This is a genomic window from Alistipes sp. AF48-12, assembly GCF_003477565.1.
In the GTDB taxonomy this organism is placed as follows: Bacteria; Bacteroidota; Bacteroidia; order Bacteroidales; family Rikenellaceae; genus Alistipes_A; species Alistipes_A hominis.
Genome location: NZ_QUDJ01000002.1, coordinates 124,890 through 147,464, shown reverse-complemented (window position 1 = coordinate 147,464; position 22,575 = coordinate 124,890). Strand labels below are relative to the sequence as shown.

Sequence of the window (22,575 nt, the reverse complement as noted above, 5' to 3'; positions counted from 1 at the left end):
GAATAATAACGGATGTTTCTATTCGGCTAAATAATCTTTTTGTTTCACATGCCGGTAGTATTGCTGTAGGCGCGCTTTCAGGTCGCGTTCGGCGGCTTCCAACGCGGGGGTGCGGATTCCCGAAATATCGTTTTTTTGCAGGGTGTCGCTGCGTAGGTAGGCCGACAGCGTCCGTTCTCCGTCGAAAAAGAGCACCAGCGAATCGGTAATGCCCTGGTAAGTTCCGCCCGCATAATTCGACACCATCGGTTCGCGGTCGGTTTCGCGCAGCACGTCCCGTCCGAAGGCGAAATAGGGCCGATCGTAGCCGGTCAGCCCGAGCAGCGTCGGCATCAGATCGATTTGCTGGGCGACCGAACGGTTTACGCCGCGCAGCGATCCGTCCGGCGTGTAGATCAGGCAGATGATTTGCGTGTTGCCGGTCGGGGTCAGCGTTTTCGGCGCGAAGATTTCCGACGATACGTGGTCGGCTACGAAGACGAAAATCGTATTTTCGTACCACGGTTCCCGGCTCGAGGTCTCCATGAAACGGCGCAGTGCGAGGTCGGTGTACGCCACGCCTTTGTGTACCTTGGTTTTTCCTTCCGGCAGCGTCGCGGCGTATTTTTCCGGAACGACGAACGGGTGGTGCGAACTGAGCGTGAAAGCCGATGCGAAAAACGGCTGAGGCGTTTCGGACAGCACGCGGCTCATGTACTGTAGGAACGGTTCGTCCCAGATGCCCCAGTAGCCGTCGAAATCGTCTGTGCCGCACCGTTTTTCATAATCCTCGCGGCTATAATAATCCTGTACGCCGGCCTGCGCCGCATAGGCGCCGAAACCCATCGAACCGCGTCCCGAACCGTTGAAGAACGACGTTTTGTATCCTTTTTCGGCCAGCAGTGCCGGCAGCGCCTTCATCGGGGCGAGCGCCTGAGGCATCAGTACGAACGGCGTCCGGTAAGAGGGGATCGACGACAGCACCGAGGGCAGCGCCTCGATCGATTTGTGTCCATTGGCGAATGCGTTCTGGAAATAGTATCCTTCGCGCATCAGCGAGTCGAGGAACGGAGTGTACCCGTGCCCGTCCGGATAGAGGTCGGGATTCAGCAGCGCCGAATGTTCGCTGCTGAAACTTTCCAGGATGAAAATGACGATATTGCGGTCGCCGAACGCAAGGGAGTCGCTCGCAGCGGCCTCCGGCCGGTGGATCGGGGTGTAAATGGCCTCGAGCGTCCGGTCGTCGAAGAATTCGGTGTACGCGATCGAGCGGTTGCCGAGCGTCCGCAGCATACAGAACGGGTTGCTGAGGATCAGGTTCGCCTTCGGACTCGACGCGGTATACAGCGTGGCGTTGCTGAGCGTGATCGGGCGCGTTTGTCGGCTGAATCCGCCCCGTATGCCCCCGATGGACAGTCCGACTGCGACCAGCAGCGCCGGCAGATGGATCAGCGCGTAGGCCGTGTTCGACCGGATCCGCGACGGAGCGACCCGGATGCGGCGGTAGGCCCAGACGAGGGCGGCGATCAATCCGGCGGCAAACAGCGCGACGTACCAGTTTTCGGCGAGCGCTTTCAGCAGTACGGTTCCGGTATTGTCGTTGTTGCCGAGGTAGGAGAGTTCGTCCGAGGTGAACCTTTTTTTCGCGTAGTGGTAATAGACGCCGTCCGAGACGTTGACGATCAGCGCGAGGGCGTTGGCGACGGAAAAAAGCCAGAACAACATCGTGCCGTACCACCGCCGTTCGCGCAGCCGCAGCGGTACGAGCGACAGCACGATGAACAGCGAGTTGACGTACAGGATCGACACCGTGTCGAACACCAGGCTGCCGTGTAGCAGTCCGGGCAGTTCGCTTGCCGCGAGCGGCCCGATTTCGGCCCGGTTCTGCAGGAAGAATACGATGCGGCACAACAGCCACGCCGCGTACAGCAGTCCCAACCTCAGGACGAGCGCCAGCGCCGGGCAGAATCCGTCGAAATGCCTGCCGTTTTTCCGGTTCATTTTTTCGTGCGTTTTCCTTTGATGACGATTTCGGGTTTGCAGTAGACCGTCGAGTGGGGCGGAACCGACTCGGTGAGCCATACGTTACCGCCGATCACCGTGTCGTGGCCGATCACCGTGTCGCCGCCGAGGATCGTGCTGCCGGCGTAGATGATCACGTTGTCCTCGATGGTCGGATGACGCCGGACGCCCGAAAGCTCTTTGTCGACAAACGTGGCGCCCAGCGTGACGCCCTGGTAAATTTTGACGTTCCGCCCGATAACGGTCGTTTCGCCGATGACGATCCCGGTGCCGTGGTCGATGTAGAAGTTCGGCCCGATGGTGGCTCCCGGGTGGATGTCGATTCCGGTCTGGCTGTGCGCGTATTCCGAAATCACGCGCGGCAATACCGGTATTTTCAGTTTGTGCAGAACGTGCGACAGGCGGTACACCATCACGGCGTAGAATCCCGGATAGCACAAGATCACCTCTTCGGTGCAGTAGGCCGCCGGGTCGCAGTTTTTGTAAAGGTTGGCGTCCTGCATCAGCCGGGTGTATATCAGCGGGATTTCGCCGAAAAACCGTTCGGTGAGATGTTCGCAGCAACAGTCCATGTCGGCGCACAGCGGGCTGATGATCTCCAGGAAATCGTGCTGGAGATTCTCCCATTTCAGATCCATTTCCTTCAGCGAGATGTTCCTTTTGTCCCGTACCGGGAACAGCAGGTTGGTCAGCGTGTCGATGAAACGGCGCGTGGCCACCTGAGACGGAACTTCGCGGTAAAACACCTGCGTCATCTTGTGCAGGCGGGACGGGAAATTCTTGATTACGTCGGCCATAGTCTATCTGATTGCCCGATCGTACGGAGCGTCGGCCGGCCGACGGCCGGCTTCGTCCTCCGCGATCAGTTGTTGAATATACAGTTCGATGTCTTTTTTCAGTTTTTTATACAGGAAACACTCCTTATACTGTTCGTTGTCGAGCAGTACCTCGCGCACGTTGCGCAACGAGTTGTTGTAATTGCTCAGTTCGTTTTTCAATGACACGCCCTGCTTGGTTCCCGAAGTGATCCGTTCGACGGTCATGTCCCGCAGCCGTTCGCAAACGGTGTGCAGAAGGATCAGCACCACGTTGTCCAGCAGCGTATGGCCCTGCATGAAAAAATAGACATTGTCGGTTTCGACGCCGAACTGCCGGATATGGCGCCCGAAAGCGGCCACTTCGCCGATCCAGGTCGGATGGTTGGCTTCCAACGTTCGGAGACGCTTTTCGACCTGACGGCCGAGCCAGTGCAGCGTTTCGGCGCCGTCGTCGCGCAAATCGAGGTAGTTGAGCCGGACGCTGCTGCGGAAGTCGAGCAACGAAAAGGCCTTTTCGCTTTTGCGGCGGGCGGAGTAGGCGTACCACAGGAACAACGGGTAGATCGTCCGCGAATAAGCGGTCATGAACTTTTCGAAGTTGAAGATCAGCGTATCGTTTTTGGTCGCTTTGACGCACACCTTATGCAGCGACGGGGGGTGGCACAGGAAATTTTCGGTCGCATAGGCGTAGGTGTGGAACAGCCTCGGGGTGTTGTTCACCAGCCGCGACTGGTCGTTGAAGTTTTTGAACAGGTAGTCGAAGTCGCTGTCCATGCACAGGATCGTATCCCGGTCGCGCTCGTCGATCATCGCCAGCAGGACTTTTTTGCCTTTTGCCAGGTCGTCGCGCAACGGGACGCTGATTTCGAACTTCAGCCGCTCGGTTTCGTAGTCGTCGAAGATGCTGCGCCAGAACGCCACGTCGTCGTACCCTTCGACGAACACGCGGATCAGCCGATACGCGCCGTTCGCGTAACGGGAAACCATCGGAACCGTTTTGGCCGGTTCCTGGAGTCGTATTGCCTGCCGTTCTTTCCTGCGTTTTTTCATATTCGGGTTCGGTTTGGATAAAGGCCGATGCGTTACCGTTCTTCCGGCAGCGTCACCCGCACCACTTCGATCCCGACGCGCTGCAACAGGTCGAGACCGTCGGTCGAATGGTAGTCGTCGCAGTAGACTACGCGGCGGATGCCGCTCTGAATAATCAGTTTCGAACATTCGATGCAGGGCGACGACGTGACGTACAGCGTCGAGCCTTCGCTGCTGTTGTTCGATTTGGCCACCTTGGTGATCGCGTTCGCTTCGGCGTGCAGAACGTAGGGTTTGGTCTTGCCGGCCTCGTCCTCGCAGATGTTCTCGAATCCGGCCGGCGTGCCGTTGTAACCGTCCGAGATGATCATCTTGTTCTTGACCAGCAGGGCGCCTACCTGCCGGCGGACGCAGTAGGAGTTTTCGGCCCAGATCCGGGCCATTTTGATGTAACGAATGTCGAGCTGACGTTGTTTTTCTTCCTGGTATCCCATAAAAAGATGTCGTGTATGCCGTTTCAGTTTTTATTCGATGTAAATTTCCAGCAGTTTTCCCTGTCCGGTCAGCGTTACCTCCTCGATGCAGGCAGGTACCAGTAGGGTCTCGCCTTTTTTGACGGTTTCGGAGCCGCCTTCCCAGCCGAGCGTCGCCCGTCCTTCGGTCAACATGTAGACGACGAACGAATCGCGTTCCACGTGGTTGCGTTCGACCGCGCCGTCCAGTCCGATCAGGTTGACGGTGAAGTAAGGCGATCTTTTCAGCGGAACCGCTTCGTTCGTCCGCGGTTCGGCGGTGATACGGTACGGGATGTCGTTGTCGAAACGGATCGCGTCGGCGGCCAGGTCGGTATGCAGTTCGCGCCCTTTACCCGAAGCGTCCGTGCGTCCCCAGTCGTAAATCCGGTAGGTGACGTCCGAAGCCTGCTGGATCTCGGCCAGCAGGATTCCCTTGCCGATGGCGTGGATCGTGCCTGCCGGAATGAAGAATGCGTCTCCGGGGCTTACTTTCGGACGAGAAAGAATTTCGGGTAGCGTGCCGCGCTCCACGTGTTCCGCATAGCGTTCGCGCGATACGTCCCCATCGAATCCCAAGTAAAGCTCGGCTCCCGGATCGCAGTCCAGGACGTACCACATTTCGGATTTGCCGTAACCGCCGTACCGTTTCGCCGCCAGGGCGTCGTCCGGATGCACCTGCACCGAGAGTTTGTCCTGCGCATCGATGTATTTGATCAGCAGCGGAAACTGCAGGCCGAATTTCTCGTAAATTTTGTCGCCTACCAGATCGCCCATATAGACTTCGATCAACTCTTCGAGGTTGTTTCCGGCCAGTATGCCGTTGCCGACGACGGATACGTCGCCGTCGAGGCGGAAATTTCCCAACTTTCGCCGATCGTACGCTCCCGGGGCAGCCGTTTTCCGAGTTTTTCGGACAGCCGCCGCCCCCCCCAGATACGCTCTTTCGGCCGAGGCTGAATTTTAACGGATACAGCATTCGCAACGTTTTAGCGAGCCCGGCTGCGGACGGTTCCCCGGAACGGAGAACGCAACGGCAGACAAAGCCCTGAATTTTAACGACAAATTTAACAAATTATGGCAACTTTTCATACCTTTGTTCCCTCTGCCGGTTCGCGGCGGCGGGTCGCAAGTGCGGACTTATGTGGCAATCAGCCCGATACCGTGAGGCGTGCCGGCGATTATTTTCGGATTATTTTAACCTCGCATCCGCCATGTGTTTGTTACGGGTAGAACAGGTCACCAAGCGTTACGCCGCTCATACGGCGCTCGACGACGTGTCTTTGGAAGTTCCGCGGGGGGCGGTTTACGGGTTGCTCGGGCCGAACGGCGCGGGCAAGACGACGTTGATCCGCATCATCAACCGGATCACGGCGCCCGACAGCGGCCGGGTGTTTTTCGACGGACGGCCGCTCGCTCCCGACGACATTTACCGGATCGGCTACCTGCCCGAAGAGCGCGGATTGTATAAAAAAATGCGCGTCGGCGAACAGGCGCTCTATTTCGCGCAGCTCAAAGGTCTTTCGAAGCGGGAAGCGACGGAGCGCCTGAGGGCGTGGTTTGAAAAATTCGGGATCGCCGAGTGGTGGGACCGGAAGGTGGAGGAGCTCAGTAAGGGGATGGCGCAGAAGATCCAGTTCATCATCACGGTATTGCACCGACCGGCCTTGCTGATTTTCGACGAACCGTTCAGCGGCTTCGACCCGATCAACGCCAACCTGCTGAAAAACGAAATCCTCGCGCTGCGCGACAGCGGGGCGACGGTGATTTTTTCGACGCACAACATGTCGTCGGTCGAAGAGATCTGCGACCATATCACGCTGATAGACCGTTCGCGCAACGTCCTGAGCGGCGCTGTCGGCGAAATTCGCCGCCGGTACGGCGAATCCGTTTTCCGGATCGATTTCGCGGGCGACCCGGCGGCGCTGTCGCAGCAGGAGCTGCAGCCTTACTGTTCGGTGCTCGGCATAAAACGCGGGGCGCCGTATCATACGGCCGAAGTGCGGCTCGTCTCGCCGGACGCCGTGCGTCCGCTGATCGGGCTGCTGAACGAACGAACCGAACTGCACGGCTTTTCGGAAGTGATCCCCGGGATGAACGACATTTTTATCCGGGCAGTCAACGGACAACTTGAACAAACCGACCATGAGTAAGATAGGATTGATTATCGGTCGCGAATTCAACCAGCGGGTGCGGAAACGGACGTTTATCCTGACGACCGTGTTGACGCCGCTGTTGATGGTCGTCCTGATGGTGGCGCCGGTACTGCTGAACAAGGTCGGCGGAAGCCGGCAGTTGGAGATCCTGGTGCTCGACCGCAGCGGTTGGATCGCCCCGCAGTTGCAAAGCGGCGCGCTGCTGAAGTTGACGCCTACCGACTTGTCCGAAGACGAGCTCGGCGCACCGGGAAACCGGTACAACTACCTGGTTATCGGTGAGGACGTTCTGTCCGATCCCGGGGATGTCCGTCTCTATACGAAAGAAGCCCTGACGTTCGACGTTGAAAACGATCTGAAGTCGCAGTTGGGCAGGATTATCGAAAAGCGGAAACTCGAAGCGCACGATATCCGGAACCTGTCTCAGATCATGCAGGAGGTCAAAACGGACGTTTCGATGCAGACTTTTCAACGGCACGATACCGGGGAACGACGGGCCAGTTCCGGCGTCCTGTCGATGACCGCTTCCTATCTGTTCGGGTTCCTGATCTACATGTTCGTTTTCATGTACGGCGTGATGGTCATGCACGGCGTGATCGAAGAGAAAAACTCGCGGGTGTTGGAGATCATCGTTTCGTCGGTCAGGCCGTTCGAACTGATGCTCGGCAAAATCCTCGGCATCGCGTCGGTCGCGTTGGTGCAGTTCCTGATCTGGGTTGCGCTGATCCTGGCGCTGGGAACGGCCGCCCTGCACCTGCTGACGCCCGACGCGTTGATCCGGAGCGCGGCCGTACCCGGGGTTGTGCCGCAAATGGACGCCGGTACGCTTGCGGCGATCCGGCAGGTAACCGACGGCGGTTTCCTGCTGAAATTGTTCGGCGGTTTCCTGGTTTATTTCGTCGGCGGCTACCTGCTCTATGCGGCGATTTTCGCGGCGGTCGGCAGCGCCGTCGACAACGCGCAGGACGCCCAGCAGTTGCAGATGCCGGCCACGATTCCGCTGGTTTTCGCGATCGTCGTGATGTTCACCACGATGCAGAACCCGAACGGGACGCTGTCCGTTTGGTGCAGCATCATCCCGTTCACCTCGCCGATCGTGATGATGGCGCGCATTCCGTACGGAGTGCCTGCGTGGCAGTTGGCGCTGTCGGTCGCGTTGCTTTACGGCAGTTTCCTTTCGATGGTGTGGGTGGCCGGCAAAATTTACCGGGTGGGGATTTTCATGTACGGCAAGAAGCCCGGATTCGCAGAGTTGTACAAATGGATAAAATATAAAGGATAATTAAATTGTAGTCCAATGAAAGAGTGTGTATTGGTAACCGGCGGAGCCGGGTATATAGGAACCCATACGGCGGTCGAGCTGATCGCGGCGGGGTACGACGTGGTCGTGGTCGACAACCTTTCGAATTCCGAACGGGCGGCGGTGGACGGCGTGCGTGAAATTACCGGCGCGGAGATCCCGTTCGAGCAGGTCGACTGCGACGATAAGGCTGCGCTCGCCGGGGTGTTCGACAAGTACAAATTCAATTCGGTCATTCATTTCGCGGCGTCGAAGGCCGTCGGCGAATCGGTCGAAAAACCGCTGTTGTATTATCGCAACAATATCCTGTCGCTGGTGAACGTGCTGGAACTGATGCGCGAAAAGGGCGTCCGCAACATCGTTTTCTCGTCGTCGTGCACCGTGTACGGGCAACCCGAAGTGCTGCCCGTGACCGAGCAGACCCCGCGTCAACCGGCCACATCGCCTTACGGGAATACCAAGCAGATATGCGAAGATATCCTGCGCGACACGGCGGCGGCGTACGGGGAGCTGTACGGCATCGCGCTGCGTTATTTCAACCCGATCGGGGCGCATCCGTCGGCGTTGATCGGGGAGCTTCCGAAAGGGGTTCCTGGCAACCTCGTTCCGTTCATTACGCAGACAGCCGCCGGGATTCGGCCGTGCCTGAGTATTTTCGGGGACGATTACGATACGCCGGACGGTTCGGCCGTCCGGGACTATATCGACGTGGTCGACCTGGCCCGCGCGCACGTGGTGGCGGTCGACCGGATGGTCGGCGGCAAGAGCCGGTCGAATTACGAGTTTTTCAACGTGGGCACCGGTCGGGGGCGTTCGGTGATCGAACTGGTCGAAACGTTCGAAAAAGTCACCGGAGTCGAAGTGCCGCACAAGATCGTCGGCCGCCGGGCCGGAGATATCGAAAAGATCTGGGCCGATACCACGTTTGCGAACCGGGAACTGGGGTGGAAAGCCACGCGTCCGATCGAGGAGACGCTCGCTTCGGCCTGGGCCTGGGAAAAGCACTTGCGCGGGATGAAGTAGAGGGACGGGATTCGAAAACGAAAAAACCGCCGCATGAGAATGCGGCGGTTTTTTCGTTCGCTGGAGAAGTACGGTTCGCTATTTGGTGGCGTCGCAGACTCCGCGCAGGTAGCCGATCGATTCGGCCACGCCGGGCAGCGGGTTTTTGCCGTCCTTTTCGAATTCGAGGCTGACCACTCCGGTATAGCCGATCTTGCGCAGCGTTTTGACGATTGCCGGAATGTCCATGATCCCGCGTCCCATTTCCCAGGTCTGGCCCGCTTTCGACGCTTCGGTCTCGTCCTTGATGTGGATGTCGTAGATGCGGTCTTTGTACTTTTTCAGGTCGTTCACGCAGCTCGCTCCGAAGCGCGCCGTGTGTCCCAGGTCGATGCAGATCCCAATGCGCGGGTCGAGGTCTTTGATGTGCGCCATCACGTCGGCGGCGTCCGGGAATGTTTGGGTATCGGGGCCGTGCGTATGGATCGCCATCCGGACATTGTATTCCTTGATCTTTTCGTTGACGTAAGGCAGCAGCTCGTAGGCCGGAACCCCGATGAAAATGTCGGCGCCGTAGCGTTTCACGTATTCGAACGCGCGGTCTGCGTCGGCTTTCGAGTTCATGTAGATCGGGCCGAGGATGTAGCCGTTCACGTCGGCTGCCGCCAGCTTCGCCTTGAAGGCTTCCATCTGTTCGGCAGTGCTGTTCATCGGCAGGTGGAAATCTTTTACGCTCATGTATTTGACTCCCATCTGCTTCATCATCTTCAGGGTTTCGTCGATGTTGAAATTGCGGAACGAAAAGCCGGCGACGCCGATTTTGAAATCTTCCGAGCCGTGTTTCGTTACGAATTGGGCCGATGCCGTGCACGTTCCCAGCAGCAGCGCCGCGGCGGAAAATAACGTGATGAAATTGATTTTTTTCATGATTATTTGATTGGTTAAGGTTTTCGGGAATCGGGTTCAGGGGATCGGGACAAACCCTTCGGCCCGGACTTTCCGTTTTCCGTTTTTCGGAAAATCGGGAGCAGCGCTTCGGAACCGGTACGATCGCCCGCCGTCATCGTTACGGCAGGAGACGGTGCGGGGATAACCGGAGAGATTTTCATAGCGCGGGTTTTGGGGAATCGTTGCGGATGCGTTAACGTGTTTTGAGCCGGATGTTCCGGAATTCGATCTTCATCGGGGGGCCTACGTGCACCTGCATACCGATCAGTCCTTTGCGGGTGCGTTCGTGCGGATCGTCGTCCACGACAATGCTCATCACCTTTCCGTTGATCAGATGGATCAGCGTGTTGCCTTTGGCGATCACGTGGCACGCGTTCCAGCCGTCGCGGTCGATTTCGGCGAAAAGGGCGTCTTTGTCTCCGGTCGAGCCGATTACGTGCGGTTTTTTTCCGGGTTCGGCCTGCGTCGCCTGTCCGCGCAGCGCCAGAAAGGTGCGGCCGCGTTCCTCGTAATTCTGTCCCGTCCACTGGCCGGGGCCGTCGATATCCAGTTGGTATCCTTTCAGCGCATGTGCGACGCCGGGCACTTTCACGCTGCGGTAGTTGATTCCGCTGTTGCCCTCCGGGGAGACCCGGTATTCCATTTTCAGTTCGAAATCCGCCGGCGTCCCGCCCTTCCAAACGATGAACGAATTGCGCTCCAACAGCGTTTCCGGCGTCACTTCGCCGACCATGCGGTCTCCTTCGACGCGCCAGTAAACCGGGTCGTATTCCCAGCCGTCCAGCGTTTTGCCGTCAAAAATGGCCGTGAACCCGGTTTCCGGTACGTTTTCGTCCGGGAACGGGGATTGTGCGCCGAGCGGTTCCGGCATCCAGCAGAAAGCGGCTATACAGGCCGCAAAAAACGTTTTGCCCGCCGCGTGGCGGAGCGAGAGCGAAATCGTTGTCATTTTGGATCGGTTTGGGTGCGCGGGTCTCAAGTGTGCCCGTGCACGGGTTAGTTTACACGGAAATATCCGTGCCGTTAAATATCGTCGGAATTGAATTTATATCCGAGTCGTTTGCCGGTCTGCATTTTCGAGTTCTCGATCTTGGTATTGAGTTGGTCTACCGTGACCACTTTCACCGCGTCGTACGGCGGAACCAGCAGGTCGAAGTCGACCGTATAGTCGATCGCGTTCTCGATGATGTTCAGCAGCGCCGCCCGGTCGATCCGCTGCGTGCCGAAACTGTTGTGCCGCATGCTGATCTGGCGTTTCCCCTCGACGAAATACTGCATCTCGCGGTTGATGAAGATCCGTCCGATCAGGTATCCTTCGTCGGCGCTTCGGTTGTACCGGAACGAATCGGACAGGAAGTTGTAGATGTTGATCATCCCGCAGTAGGAGTTTTCGCGGGCCTGTTGCACGTAGGAGTTCTGCCAAATGATGTGCTCGCGGTTGAATTCGAAGACGTTGCTGTGCATACTGAAGATCAGGATGTCGTCTGCGATTTGCAACTGCGCTTCGAATTTTCCGCGGTCGCGGTATTCGATCCGCGCCTCTTTGCCCGCCTCTTCGAGCGTATCGTCGATTTCCGACGACATTTCGTGCAGGACTTCTTTCAGGTTGCCGAACACGGAGAACGTGTTGTCGAACACTTGCTGGTTCAGCGAGGCTTTGTTACTCAGTTTTTCGATGATGCCGTTTCGTATACTGCCAGGGTCACCGTCCATAATTTTGCTAAGGTTATCGTTAAGGTTTGGTATTTTGGGTTTCGTCGTATTTACATGAGTCGGATCTGCTGGCCTTCGGTCACCTGCGAATCGCGGCTGCGGCGGTTGATGTTGCACAGACTCTTCAGTCGGATGCCGTACATTTGCGAAATGCTGTGCAGCGTTTCTCCGTCGCGGGCTACGTGGATCATCTTGCCGTTCGAACTGCGTTTGGCTTTCGGCCGGATGTAGATCATATCGCCGGTTTTGACGTTCGAATGGATGTCCAGGTCGTTGTATTTGATCAGCTTCTTGGGCGATACCCGGAATTCCGACGCTACGCTTTCCAGCTTATCGCCGTCGCGCACGACGATGAACAGGCTGCCGTTGTTGCGGTACACGGTATGGCCGCCGTTGCGTCCCTGGATGGATACCGAATAATTGTCCACGTCCACCATATCTGCGGGCGACGCCGACGGAATCGGTTCTGCGACGGGCTCTTCGACGGGGGCGGCGTTCTCCGCGATGCGGACGTCTTGTCCTTCGTCGAGCAGGAAGAGCTGGTAATCTTCGATGATCTTGATCAGTTGCTGGGCGTATTGCGGGTTGGTGGCGTAACCGGCCTTCTGCAATCCGTGGGCCCAGCCTTTATAATCCGTGGGGTCGAGTTTGAACAGGTCCTGATACCGGGCCGATTTGTCCAAGAACTCGGAATGATCCCTGTACGATTCCTCGACCGAAGGGTACTTGCGGAAACATTCGTCCGGGGCGTCGTCGGTATGCGAGATGGTCTGCCCTGTCCAGTTGCTTTTGCACTTGATGCCGAAATGGTTGTTGGCCTCGCGGGCCAGACGACTGTTGCCGTTGTCCGATTCGAACAGCGCCTGGGCCAGTTTGATGCTCGCCGGGATGCCGTAAATATCCATCTGTTCGACCGCCAGCGGTTTATACTTCTGGATATAGGCCTCGCGGGTCAGTTTTTGTTGTCCTTCGGCTGACGCGGTCGTGACGGCGAGCAACGCGAAAGTCAGAACGATTTGTCTGAGATTCTTCATATCGGGGTTCGGTAAATGCTTCCGACAAAAATAATATTTTCTTGGAATTTGAGCAAAAATCTTTAGCTTTGTATATAACTTTAACGGAAAACCTATGTTTACGACAAAAAGCAATCAGATATTTTCACAAGCCATTGCCGATTATCATCGTTTTGACAAGGTGGATATGCCGATCGACAATCCCTATAAAAACGGGTCGATCGAATATTTGTTGTATTTGAAAAACTGGATCGACACGGTTCAGTGGCACCTGGAGGACATCATCCGCGATCCGCACATCGATCCGGAAATCGCGCTGAAAATCAAGCGCCGCATCGACCGTTCGAACCAGGAGCGCACCGACATGGTGGAATACATCGACAGTTATTTTCTCGATCTGTATAAGGACGTTCCCGTAGCGGAAAATGCGACGGTCAATACCGAGAGTCCGGCCTGGGCGATCGACCGCTTGTCGATTCTCGCGCTGAAAATTTATCACATGGCGCAGGAGGTGGCTCGTAAAGATGTATCACTGCAACATGTCGAAGAGTGCGGCCGAAAACTGGCCGTACTGCGGCAGCAGCAGGACGACCTGTCCGCGGCGATCGACCAGTTGCTCGAAGATATCGCCGCGGGGCGTAAGTACATGAAGGTTTACAAACAGATGAAAATGTATAACGATCCGGAGTTGAATCCGGTTCTGTACGCGTCGAAATAACATGGCGGTAATTTCTCGGTCGACTTCCGTGCGTTTGCTGGTGATCCGTTTGTCGGCGATGGGCGATGTGGCGATGGTCGCTCCGGTACTGGTAGCCCTGCGCAGAAACTATCCGAATCTGCGCATTACCGTTTTGACTCCGAAATTTTTGCAGCCGTTTTTCCGGGAAGTCGGAAACATCGAGTTTTTCGCGCCCGATCTGAAAGGGCGGCACAAGGGAGTGGCCGGCCTGTTGCGACTGGGGCGCGATTTGGGCCGTTTCGATATGGTTGCCGATTTGCACGACGTGTTGCGCAGCAAGGGGTTGTGCCGTCTGATGAAACTGCGGGGCACCCGGATCGAACGTATCGATAAAGGGCGGGCCGAAAAAAAAATGCTGACGGCTCCGGAAAACAAGCAGCGGGTGCAATTGAAGACGACCGTCGAACGTTACCGCGAAGTATTCGTCCGGCTCGGGTTCGATTTGCCCGAGATCCCTCTTCCGAGCCGCATTCGTTACCCGATGTCGGAAGCGGTGGCCCGGTTGGCCGGCGCGCATGACGGCACATGGATCGGAGTTTCGCCTTTCGCACAGCACGAAGGGAAAATTTATCCGCTCGACAAGATGCGCGAGGTGATGCTGCGGCTGGCCCGTATTCCCGGCGCACGTATTTTCGTTTTCGGGGGCGGGGATGCCGAAAAAGCGTATGCCGAAGAGGTGGCTGCGCTGCGGGACAATATCGTATCGGTGATCGGGCGCATCCGTCTCGGTCAGGAAATGGAGTTGATTTCGAACCTGGATCTGATGGTGAGCATGGACTCTTCGGGGCTGCACATGTCGTCGTTGGTCGGGCTGCCGGTGGTGTCCGTCTGGGGGGCGACCCATCCGTTCGCGGGATTTTACGGTTTCGGCCAGGACCCGGCGCTGGCCGTTCAAGTCGATATGCCGTGCCGGCCCTGTTCGGTGTACGGCAACAAACCCTGCCTGTTCGGAGATTACCGGTGTATGCGTCAGATTACGCCCGGGATGATCGTAAGCCGGGTATGCGGTCGGTTGGGCGTGGAAATACCTTCCGGGAATGCGGATTAGAAAAACTTTTAAAGCAACGGTTTGGGCGGCGGCCGCGATTTGTGTCGCGGCAGTCCTATTTTTGGGCGTATCGTGGATCGCCGAGTACCGGCCCGACGTCCGGGAAACGGTGATCTACGACACGGCGGAACCCGTTTTTCTGCCCGATACGCTGACCGTCCTCAGTTGGAATGTCGGGTATGCGGGCCTGGGCGACGACATGGATTTTTTCTACGACGGCGGAAAGCGGGTCAGGGACAGCCGGCGGCGAACGTTGGAGAACCTGCGGAATATCGTCGCCGAGCTCCGGAAAGCGGACGCCGATATCATGCTGTTACAGGAGGTGGACTGCGATTCGCACCGTAGTTACGGAATCCGGGAGGTGGATTCGCTGCGCGCAGCTTTTCCGGGATACGTGCTGTCGTTCGCTTATAATTACCGGGCGTGGTGGGTGCCTATTCCGCTCCGAAGTCCGATGGGACGCGTCGGGAGCGGGCTCGTGACGCTTTCGCGGGTCGTTCCGCTACAAGCTCAACGGGTGCAGTATCCGTCGGCCTTTCCGTTTCCGGTGCGGTTGTTCAATCTGAAACGCTGCTTGCTGGCCTTGCAGTTCCGGACGGCGGGCGGCGATACGGTGCTGATCGGCAATACGCATAATACGGCTTACGATGCCGGTGGGATGCGCGATGCCGAAATGCGTTTTCTCGGCGGGATGTTGCGACGGGATGCCGCGCGCGGAGTCGTTTCGGTGGTCGGCGGCGACTGGAATCAGTATCCGCCCGGATATACGCCTTCTCCGGAGGAACTTTCCAACGAATTTTTCGTGCCTCAGGCGGTCGATTCGCAGGTTTTCGGGCCGGGATTCCGGTTCGCGTACGACGATTCCGCGCCTTCGCTGCGTTACCTGGACGCTCCGTGGACGCCGGTTCCGGAAGACGGGGAACCTCGGCAGCGGCCGCAGACGACGCTGACCGATTTCTTTCTGGTCTCTCCGGGCGTCCGTGTCCTGTCGGTGCGTACGCTGCCGCTCGGTTTCCGGTCGAGCGATCACAATCCGGTCGTGATGAGGGTTGTGTTCGAAAATACCGCCGGCGCGGGCTCGCAATAATTTGTGTGAAATAATTCACAGTTCGTTGCCTGAATCCGTAAAAAAAACTACCTTTGGGTTCTGGAAATAAAAAGTTTGTTGCCGTTATGAATATACCAGTCAATTTGAAGTATTCGAAAGACCATGAGTGGATACGGGTCGAGGGGGCCGAGGCCTATGTCGGGATTACCGATTTCGCACAGAATCAATTAGGAGATATCGTTTTTGTCGATGTCACGACGGTCGGCGAGACGTTGCCCCAGAACGAGGTGTTCGGTACGATCGAAGCGGTGAAAACCGTTTCCGACGCGTTCCTGCCGGTCGGCGGAGAAATCCTCGAATTCAACGAAGCGTTGAACGACGCTCCCGACCGGGTCAACAAGGACCCTTACGGGGAGGGCTGGATCGTGAAGATCCGGATGACGGACCCCGCCGAGCTGAACGTGCTGCTCGGCGCGGACGATTACGGCAAGCTGATCGGCTGAGACGCCGGTTGCGCGGATACGAATGGATAAGGACTTTTTTAAAAAATAAATTTGAAGTATGAGCAAAGTAACAGTAGTGGGTGCGGGCAACGTGGGTGCGACCTGTGCCAATGTAATTGCTACAAGGGAAATCGCCGACGAGCTGGTTCTCTTGGACATTAAAGAAGGAGTTTCGGAAGGCAAGATGTTGGATATTTTCCAGACGGCCACGCTGATGGATTTCGACACCAAACTGACCGGCGTTACGAACGATTACGCCGCTACGGCGAATTCGGACGTGGTAGTCGTTACGTCGGGGATGCCGCGCAAGCCGGGCATGACCCGCGAGGAGCTGATCGGCGTGAACGCCGGCATCGTCGCTTCGGTAGTGGGCAATATCCTGAAATATTCTCCGAAAGCGATCATCGTGATGATCAGCAACCCGATGGATACGATGACCTACTTGGCGCTGAAAAAGACGGGTCTGCCGAAGAACCAGTTGTTCGGTATGGGCGGCGCGCTGGATTCGGCCCGTTTCAAATGCTATCTGAGCAAGGCGCTGAACGCTAATTCGAACGAAATCGAAGGCATGGTGATCGGCGGTCACGGCGACACCACGATGATTCCGCTTTATTCGAAAGCGAGCTACAAAGGTATGCCGGTAACCGAACTGCTGAGCAAGGAAGAGGTCGAGAAAGTGGTCGCCGACACGATGGTGGGCGGCGCTACGCTGACCAAACTGCTGGGTACTTCCGCATGGTACGCGCCGGGCGCTGCGGGAGCCTATGTGGTCGAGTCGATCATCCGCGACCAGAAAAAAGTCGTTCCGTGCTGCGCTTACCTCGAAGGCGAATACGGCCAGCAGGATATCTGCATCGGCGTACCCGTCGTACTGGGTAAAAACGGCGTCGAGAAAGTGCTCGAACTGAACCTGAATGCCGATGAAAAAGCCTTGTTCGAAAAGAGCGCTGAGGCTGTCCGCAAGACGAATGCGATCCTGAAAGAGATAAAAGCTTTGTAAATATCTTCCGGTTTCGACAGGTAAGGCCGGCAGGAAGCCGGCCTTTATTTTTTAAAAAAAAGTATCCGTTGTCTGGAAAAAGCATTTACGGAATGCCGCTCCGGATACGCCTAAAACTTAATGAACGATGAAACGAATGATCCTGTGGTTGCAGGCGGTTCTGTTTTGTGCGCTGACCCTGCAGTGTTCCGATGATAAAAACGGAGAATCGTATACCTTTCGGCTGTCGATTAGCGATTGGCCGATAACGCCCGGTTCGCTTTCCCAGCGGGTGGACATTGAGGCTCCCGACAGATGGTCGGCTGCGGTTGCGTATGCCGAAGCGGAGAGCGAACCTTGGTTGACCGTAGAGCCCGCGTCCGGGCGGGCCGGACGCAGTTCGTTCACCCTGAAAGCGAAAACCAACCCGTCGCTCGGTGCCCGTAACGCTACGGTGACGGTAACCTGCGGCGGCGAGTCGCGGACGATTGCCGTAAGTCAGCCTGCCGGGGAAGGGGTCGAGGTAACCCCGACGGAGCACGAGCTGGAGTACTGCGATACGGTGATCCGGGTGACGGTGTCCCATAACGTTTCCTTCCGGGTAGACATTGTCTACCTTTCCGGCGGACAGACGAAATGGATTACGCAGGTTCCTTCGGGCAAGTCCGATGTGGAAAAGTCTGAAGTGAAGTTCAACGTGGCGGCCAATACGAACGGGACTCAAACCAGTACGCCGGAACGCAAAGCCGTTATCCGGATTACCGACGTTTCCGGAAAAGCGACGGACGTGCCAGTGCTTCAACGCGGGTACGACGACGGGACGCGTTCGTTGAAAGTTATGACGTTTAATATTCAGACGACCAACACCCGCCCCTGGGACGAGAGGCGGGAAGGCGTCGTGAAAATGCTGCGGGAAGAGAATCCCGATATGTTCGGCTTGCAGGAGGCGCGGATCGACGTGCTGAATACGCTCGACGAGCGGCTGGGCAACTATGCGCGGGTCGGGATCGACCGGGACGGAAGTCCGCAGAGCAGCGAATACATGTCCGTTTTCTACCGGAAAGACCGTTTTGTATTGGTTGCCAGCGGGAATTTCTGGCTCAGCGAGACGCCCGACCAGATGTCGATCGGATGGGATGCGGCTTACAGGCGGATTGCCACCTGGGTGAAGCTCCGCGAGCGGGATTCCGGCAAAGAAATTCTCTATCTGAATACGCATTTCGATCACAAGTCGGCGACCGCGCGGCGCAATTCGGCGGAACTGATCGTCGCCCGGCTGAAAAAATACGGCGCCGACGATCTGGCGACATTCGTTACCGGAGATCTGAATGTGGCCTATACCAATGCTGCGATGGCCCCGCTGACCGGCTACCTGACCGGGGCCCGCGAGTCGTTCAGCCCGATGGATCAGACCCCGACTTTCCATAACAACGGTTCTTCGGCTGCGTTTATCGACCATATTCTGTACCGCAACATCGACGCCCCGCAGAGTTACCGGGTGCTGACCGACTGTTACGGCGTGCAGAAAGACGGCAAGGATTATTATCTGTCGGATCATTATCCGGTCACGGCCGTTTTTTCCTACATGAAGCCGTAAACGGCGGTTGCACAAACCGGTTTCCCTTATCGGGGGACAGATGCCCTTCCGGGTATTTGCCCCCGTTTTTCGCATACCCTGACGCGCTTTCTTATTGCGTTATAAAATAATACGATAGAAAATAGAAGAAGCAGAGTGCGGTACGAAACGGACGATTCCTGAAAAAGCCGGACTGTTTCGGCTGTGAACGCATTCCGGAATGGATGCCGCGCGCCGAAGTACCGGCGGAGGGTTTCTGTTCGGTAATATGCCGGGACGGCCCGGAGAGATCGTCTCTTTTTGATAAAAAAGATTACTTTTGCATTAAAATGCGTGTGAAATGGCCGAACCAGAAGAAATCGCCAGAGAAGAGTCTGTTGCTGCCGAACCTGCCGCCGCATCGCCGAGACAGCCGGAGCCGTCGACGCGTCCCGTGTCGCGTCCGTCCCGGTTCGAGCGCTATGTGAGGCGGGTGATCTCCGGGAGCATTCTGGCCGATGCGGAGGTGCAGAAGCACTACCCGTACGTGTTGTTTATGGCCGTACTGATGTTTCTGTATATCGCCAACGGGTTTCATACGCAGAAGCTGCACCGGCAGCACGAAAGGCTGACCGCGCGGGTCAAGGAACTGCGTGCGCAGTCGCTGACCATTTCGTCGCAGCGGATGATCGCCACGCGGCAGAGCGAGATCATCCGCGAACTGGAGGAGCGGGGCATTCCGCTCGATGAGTTGGTGAGCCCGCCGAAGATCATCGACAAGTAGCGCCGTATGGAGGAACGCAAACCGGATATCAAAAAAGGAATATTGCATCGCGTGCAGGTGCTCTATGTGTTGTTTTTCATCATCGGCCTGATGATCGTGGGCAAGATCCTGTATCTGCAGTACGGACCCAAAAGCGGGCGGTTGCGCAGCGAAGGGACGACTATCACTTACGAGCGGGTGGCGATGGAAGCCGACCGGGGCGATATCCTCGCCTGCGACGGCCGTATTCTGGCCACTTCGGTGCCGGAGTACGAAGTGCGGATGGACTTCGCCGCCAACGGACTGGTCGATTCGATTTTCCTGCGCGACGTCGATTCGCTGGCTTATTGCCTGTCCGATTTTTTCGGCGACAAAAGCAAGAGCGCTTATAAGCTGAAATTGATCAATGCGTTCCGGGAGCGGAGGAAAAACCGTTACGTGCTGCTGTCCCCGCGACGCGTCAATCATTTGGAAATAAAAGAGATCGCCCGTTTCCCGATATTCCGGCTGGGGCAGAACCGGGGCGGTTTCATCGCTAAGCAGACCAGCCGTCGGCTGCTGCCTCACGGCGATATGGCCAAGCGCACGATCGGCATGGTGAACCAGACCGGGACGAAAGTCGGTATCGAGGGCGCTTTCGATAGCGTGCTGCACGGTATCGACGGAAACGTGCTGATGCAGCGTATTTCGGGAACGTTCCGGGTTCCGGTTCCCGACGAGATGAACGTCGATCCGGTGGACGGTATCGACGTGGTGACGACGCTCGACGTCGATATCCAGGACGTGGCCGAGAAAGCGCTGCGAGAGCAGCTCGAAACGATGCAGGCCGATTGGGGGACGGCGATCCTGATGGAGGTTTCCACCGGCGAAATCCGTGCGATCACGAACCTGACCCGCAAGGGCGAGGGAAACATCGTCGAAGATTACAACTACGCGATCGGGATGAACATGGAGCCCGGTTCCACGCAAAAGCTGGCATCGTTGATTACGCTGCTCGACGATGCCGGGGCCAGTCTCGACGAAAAATACGATACCGGCAACGGTACGGCCATCATCGGTCGCACGAAAGTGACCGATACGCACGGTTACGGCTTGCTGACGTTGAAAGGCGTTTTCGAAAAGTCGTCGAACGTCGGTTTTGCCAAAGCGGTGAATAAGTATTACAAGGACGATCCGAAACGCTTCGTCGAACACCTCTATAAAATGGGTTTGAACGAGCCGCTCCACCTGCAAATCGCCGGCGGCCAGAATCCTGTGATCCGCAAGCCCGGAGACCGCTGGTGGGACGGGACGACGCTGACGAACATGGCTTACGGGTACGCGCTGCTGCTTACCCCGATGAAAACGCTGACGTTCTACAATGCGGTGGCCAACGACGGGCGGATGGTGAGCCCGCTGTTCGTCAAAGAGTTGAGGCAGTACGGGCAGACGTTGCGGACCTACCGGGCGCGAACGATGGTCTCTTCGATCGCCTCGGACGAGACGCTGAAAGAGGTTCGCGCGGCGATGCGCGGCGTCGTGGAAGAGGGAACGGGACGCATCCTGAAAAGCCGTTATTATAAGGTGGGCGGCAAAACCGGTACGGCGCAGATTCCGGTGAACGGGCGCTATACCGACCGCAACGGCGGACGGCACTACCTGGCGACGATGGTGGGCTATTTTCCCGAAGACGATCCGAAGTACAGTTGCCTGGTCGCGCTCAAGACTTACAATGCTCCGGGACACCGGAGATTTTATTACGGGGCTTCGCTGGCCGGGCCCGTATTTCGGGCGATTGCCGACCGGGTGTACGCCAAAAATACCGCTTGGCAGGATCCGTTGTCGCAGCGAAAGGAAAAAACGGATGAAAAACCCCGGCTCAAGGCCGGTTGCGCCGACGAAATGCGTGAAGTCGCTTATCGTTTCGACGTCCGTTACGAAGGACGGCGCGGACGGACCGACTGGCGGGGAGTGGAAGCCGTCGATTCGGCCGGGATTGCGTATACAAGCTACGAGGGATGGTCGGACGAAGTGCCTTCGGTGGTCGGGATGGGCCTGAAGGAGGCCGTTTATCTGCTGGAACGCCGTGGAATGGTCGTCGCGTTTTCGGGGGTCGGCGGCGTCGAGTCCCAGTCCGTCCCGGCCGGAACGAAAGTGCGCCGAGGAATGCTGATTCGGCTGGAACTCGGCTGTACGCCGTTGGAACCGGGGATTTACCTGAAGGAGAAAAAGGCGGACAGCTCGGCAGATTCCGTGGCTTCTTCGGGCCGCGGCGATTGAAAATCGAGCAAGAAGAAATAGCCGATTCGTATAATTCCGGGAAAAAAGATATCTTTGTAACGCAGCGTAAGTTTTATGGGAAGACTGTTTCGATACTTTTTACTGGCAATGGCCCTTTCGGTGATCGTTCCGCGCATTTTCGGCGACGGTCCGGCCGCGGAATGCGCGCCGGCGCTCGAAACGGTTTGCGACCAGATCACCGAAGCCGCTCCGCCGGGAGAGTTGCACCGGTTCGTCTTCGCATCGTTGCAGAGCGATTTGGCGCCGGGGTCTTCCGGTTTCTGTTCTTTCGTAACTAAAACGCCCGTGTCGCGGGTGTCGTCCCTGTTCCGTTTTTGTGCGAATGCGGTGTCTGAGAACCGCGTCGTGAGCAGCGGACCGCTGACGCGGCTGCGATTCCAGCAGCGGTGTTTCGACGGCTGGCTTGCGGCATTGCAGCACACGGGGTATTACGTCTTTTTTCTCAGAAAAATCATTGTTTAGCCGATTCCGATCGAACGTTCGGTGCAGGCGTCCGGCATAGTCGGTTGCGTCGGCCGTACGACGGTTCTCCGGAACGGTTTCCGGTGTTGTTTCCCCCGGCGGAGGGAGCATTCCGCCGCGTATTTTATCAATCACCGAATAAAACAATGAATCATGAACAACGATTTTAAAGTAATCGACGACACGCTGTACAGCGGCATCGCCGCAGAAGATATCATTCAACGCAGAAAAAGTCCCGTAATCGCCTTGATCGTCGCTCTGGCCGGCAGCGCGCTGGCCGTCTGGAGCCTGACTTCCGATACGATGGTCGATCGCGGCAACCTCTCTTCGATGCTGATGCTCGTCGGGGGGCTGATTGCCATCGTCGGGTTCATCAAGGCCGGGGTGACGTTCAGCTCCGCGGCGCCGGTCTATAAACCGACCGGGGAACGGATTCGCCGGTACGAAATCTATTATCAGGCTGCCGATAAGCCGGCCCTGTGCGCTGCCGTATCGTCGGGCGATATGGAGCGCCTGGTGAATATTCCACGCAACGACAAATCGAGCAGCCTGTTGCTGACGCTGTATGCGACCGAGAGCGGTTCGTTCTCGATGGGGCAGGTGTCGCAGTACGTTCCCCACGCTTTCGAGCCGGTTACCGACGTCGTGCGGTTTTCCGCCGAGCAGGGCAAACTGGCGGTCGGACTGGTCTGACCGCCGTGTAGTC

Annotated in this window: 22 protein-coding genes; 13 read left to right on the top strand and 9 right to left on the bottom strand. The window is 57.2% G+C overall.

Annotation, left to right across the window (positions count from 1 at the left end):
- Positions 1 to 18: 18 nt before the first annotated feature.
- The 5 genes from DW082_RS01855 to DW082_RS01835 are packed head-to-tail and all read right to left on the bottom strand — an operon-like array spanning position 19 to position 5,227.
- On the bottom strand, positions 19 to 1,980 hold the full coding sequence (locus tag DW082_RS01855) for an LTA synthase family protein (RefSeq protein ID WP_118457055.1): 1,962 nt from the start codon (positions 1,978 to 1,980) through the stop codon (positions 19 to 21).
- Positions 1,977 to 2,798 (bottom strand): serine O-acetyltransferase EpsC, encoded by an 822-nt coding sequence (gene epsC, locus DW082_RS01850; RefSeq protein ID WP_055202682.1) that lies wholly within the window; start codon positions 2,796 to 2,798, stop codon positions 1,977 to 1,979. Before epsC ends, DW082_RS01855 begins: the two co-directional genes overlap by 4 nt.
- 3 nt (positions 2,799 to 2,801) lie before the next feature.
- Positions 2,802 to 3,869 (bottom strand): DUF4435 domain-containing protein, encoded by a 1,068-nt coding sequence (locus DW082_RS01845; RefSeq protein ID WP_118457054.1) that lies wholly within the window; start codon positions 3,867 to 3,869, stop codon positions 2,802 to 2,804.
- A gap of 32 nt (positions 3,870 to 3,901) precedes the next feature.
- Positions 3,902 to 4,342, bottom strand: a complete 441-nt coding sequence (locus DW082_RS01840) for a dCMP deaminase family protein (RefSeq protein ID WP_055202678.1) — start codon at positions 4,340 to 4,342, stop codon at positions 3,902 to 3,904.
- A 30-nt stretch (positions 4,343 to 4,372) separates the two neighbouring features.
- Positions 4,373 to 5,227, bottom strand: coding sequence for a type I phosphomannose isomerase catalytic subunit (locus DW082_RS01835; protein WP_259335458.1), 855 nt, complete (start codon positions 5,225 to 5,227; stop codon positions 4,373 to 4,375).
- A gap of 347 nt (positions 5,228 to 5,574) precedes the next feature.
- On the opposite strand from DW082_RS01835, the gene DW082_RS01830 reads away from it, so the two are divergent.
- From DW082_RS01830 to galE, 3 genes are read left to right on the top strand one after another with little or no spacing between them, the layout of a single operon-like run.
- Entirely contained in the window at positions 5,575 to 6,513 is a 939-nt protein-coding gene (locus DW082_RS01830) for an ABC transporter ATP-binding protein (RefSeq protein ID WP_101571852.1), read from the top strand.
- The gene (locus DW082_RS01825; protein ID WP_101571850.1) at positions 6,506 to 7,798 is read left to right on the top strand and encodes an ABC transporter permease; all 1,293 of its coding nucleotides are present in this window, start codon (positions 6,506 to 6,508) and stop codon (positions 7,796 to 7,798) included. The genes DW082_RS01830 and DW082_RS01825 overlap by 8 nt, the downstream gene beginning before the upstream one ends.
- A 15-nt stretch (positions 7,799 to 7,813) precedes the next feature.
- Positions 7,814 to 8,839: a UDP-glucose 4-epimerase GalE gene (gene galE, locus DW082_RS01820; protein ID WP_055202668.1), complete on the top strand. Its 1,026-nt coding sequence runs from the start codon at positions 7,814 to 7,816 to the stop codon at positions 8,837 to 8,839.
- A 78-nt stretch (positions 8,840 to 8,917) separates the two neighbouring features.
- Here galE and DW082_RS01815 read toward each other — a convergent pair whose 3' ends face one another.
- The 4 genes from DW082_RS01815 to DW082_RS01800 all read right to left on the bottom strand — a co-directional run bounded on the left by DW082_RS01815 (position 8,918) and on the right by DW082_RS01800 (position 12,513).
- Complete coding sequence (locus DW082_RS01815; protein ID WP_055202666.1) at positions 8,918 to 9,745, bottom strand: sugar phosphate isomerase/epimerase; 828 nt, start codon at positions 9,743 to 9,745, stop codon at positions 8,918 to 8,920.
- A 214-nt stretch (positions 9,746 to 9,959) separates the two neighbouring features.
- Positions 9,960 to 10,715 (bottom strand): DUF1080 domain-containing protein, encoded by a 756-nt coding sequence (locus DW082_RS01810; protein ID WP_118457052.1) that lies wholly within the window; start codon positions 10,713 to 10,715, stop codon positions 9,960 to 9,962.
- A 74-nt stretch (positions 10,716 to 10,789) separates the two neighbouring features.
- Positions 10,790 to 11,479 (bottom strand): hypothetical protein, encoded by a 690-nt coding sequence (locus DW082_RS01805; protein ID WP_101571844.1) that lies wholly within the window; start codon positions 11,477 to 11,479, stop codon positions 10,790 to 10,792.
- Between the two features lie 50 nt (positions 11,480 to 11,529).
- Entirely contained in the window at positions 11,530 to 12,513 is a 984-nt protein-coding gene (locus DW082_RS01800) for a glucosaminidase domain-containing protein (protein WP_118457050.1), read from the bottom strand.
- A gap of 94 nt (positions 12,514 to 12,607) precedes the next feature.
- On the opposite strand from DW082_RS01800, the gene DW082_RS01795 reads away from it, so the two are divergent.
- The 10 genes from DW082_RS01795 to DW082_RS01750 all read left to right on the top strand — a co-directional run bounded on the left by DW082_RS01795 (position 12,608) and on the right by DW082_RS01750 (position 22,562).
- The gene (locus DW082_RS01795) at positions 12,608 to 13,210 is read left to right on the top strand and encodes a DUF4254 domain-containing protein (RefSeq protein ID WP_055202660.1); all 603 of its coding nucleotides are present in this window, start codon (positions 12,608 to 12,610) and stop codon (positions 13,208 to 13,210) included.
- Position 13,211: 1 nt separating this feature from the next.
- Positions 13,212 to 14,279 (top strand): glycosyltransferase family 9 protein, encoded by a 1,068-nt coding sequence (locus DW082_RS01790; RefSeq protein WP_228385747.1) that lies wholly within the window; start codon positions 13,212 to 13,214, stop codon positions 14,277 to 14,279.
- Complete coding sequence (locus DW082_RS01785; RefSeq protein WP_118457048.1) at positions 14,269 to 15,366, top strand: endonuclease/exonuclease/phosphatase family protein; 1,098 nt, start codon at positions 14,269 to 14,271, stop codon at positions 15,364 to 15,366. The genes DW082_RS01790 and DW082_RS01785 overlap by 11 nt, the downstream gene beginning before the upstream one ends.
- A gap of 86 nt (positions 15,367 to 15,452) precedes the next feature.
- Entirely contained in the window at positions 15,453 to 15,830 is a 378-nt protein-coding gene (gcvH, locus tag DW082_RS01780; protein WP_101571839.1) for a glycine cleavage system protein GcvH, read from the top strand.
- A 58-nt stretch (positions 15,831 to 15,888) separates the two neighbouring features.
- Complete coding sequence (mdh, locus tag DW082_RS01775) at positions 15,889 to 16,830, top strand: malate dehydrogenase (RefSeq protein ID WP_055202654.1); 942 nt, start codon at positions 15,889 to 15,891, stop codon at positions 16,828 to 16,830.
- Positions 16,831 to 16,957: 127 nt separating this feature from the next.
- Entirely contained in the window at positions 16,958 to 18,406 is a 1,449-nt protein-coding gene (locus DW082_RS01770; protein WP_055202652.1) for a BACON domain-containing protein, read from the top strand.
- A 319-nt stretch (positions 18,407 to 18,725) separates the two neighbouring features.
- Complete coding sequence (locus DW082_RS01765; RefSeq protein WP_101571835.1) at positions 18,726 to 19,148, top strand: FtsL-like putative cell division protein; 423 nt, start codon at positions 18,726 to 18,728, stop codon at positions 19,146 to 19,148.
- A 6-nt stretch (positions 19,149 to 19,154) separates the two neighbouring features.
- Positions 19,155 to 21,386, top strand: coding sequence for a penicillin-binding protein (locus DW082_RS01760; RefSeq protein ID WP_101571833.1), 2,232 nt, complete (start codon positions 19,155 to 19,157; stop codon positions 21,384 to 21,386).
- A 75-nt stretch (positions 21,387 to 21,461) separates the two neighbouring features.
- A complete protein-coding gene (locus DW082_RS01755; protein WP_145996521.1) occupies positions 21,462 to 21,869 on the top strand; it encodes a hypothetical protein in 408 nt (135 codons plus the stop codon).
- Between the two features lie 153 nt (positions 21,870 to 22,022).
- On the top strand, positions 22,023 to 22,562 hold the full coding sequence (locus tag DW082_RS01750) for a hypothetical protein (RefSeq protein WP_118457046.1): 540 nt from the start codon (positions 22,023 to 22,025) through the stop codon (positions 22,560 to 22,562).
- Positions 22,563 to 22,575: the final 13 nt, after the last annotated feature.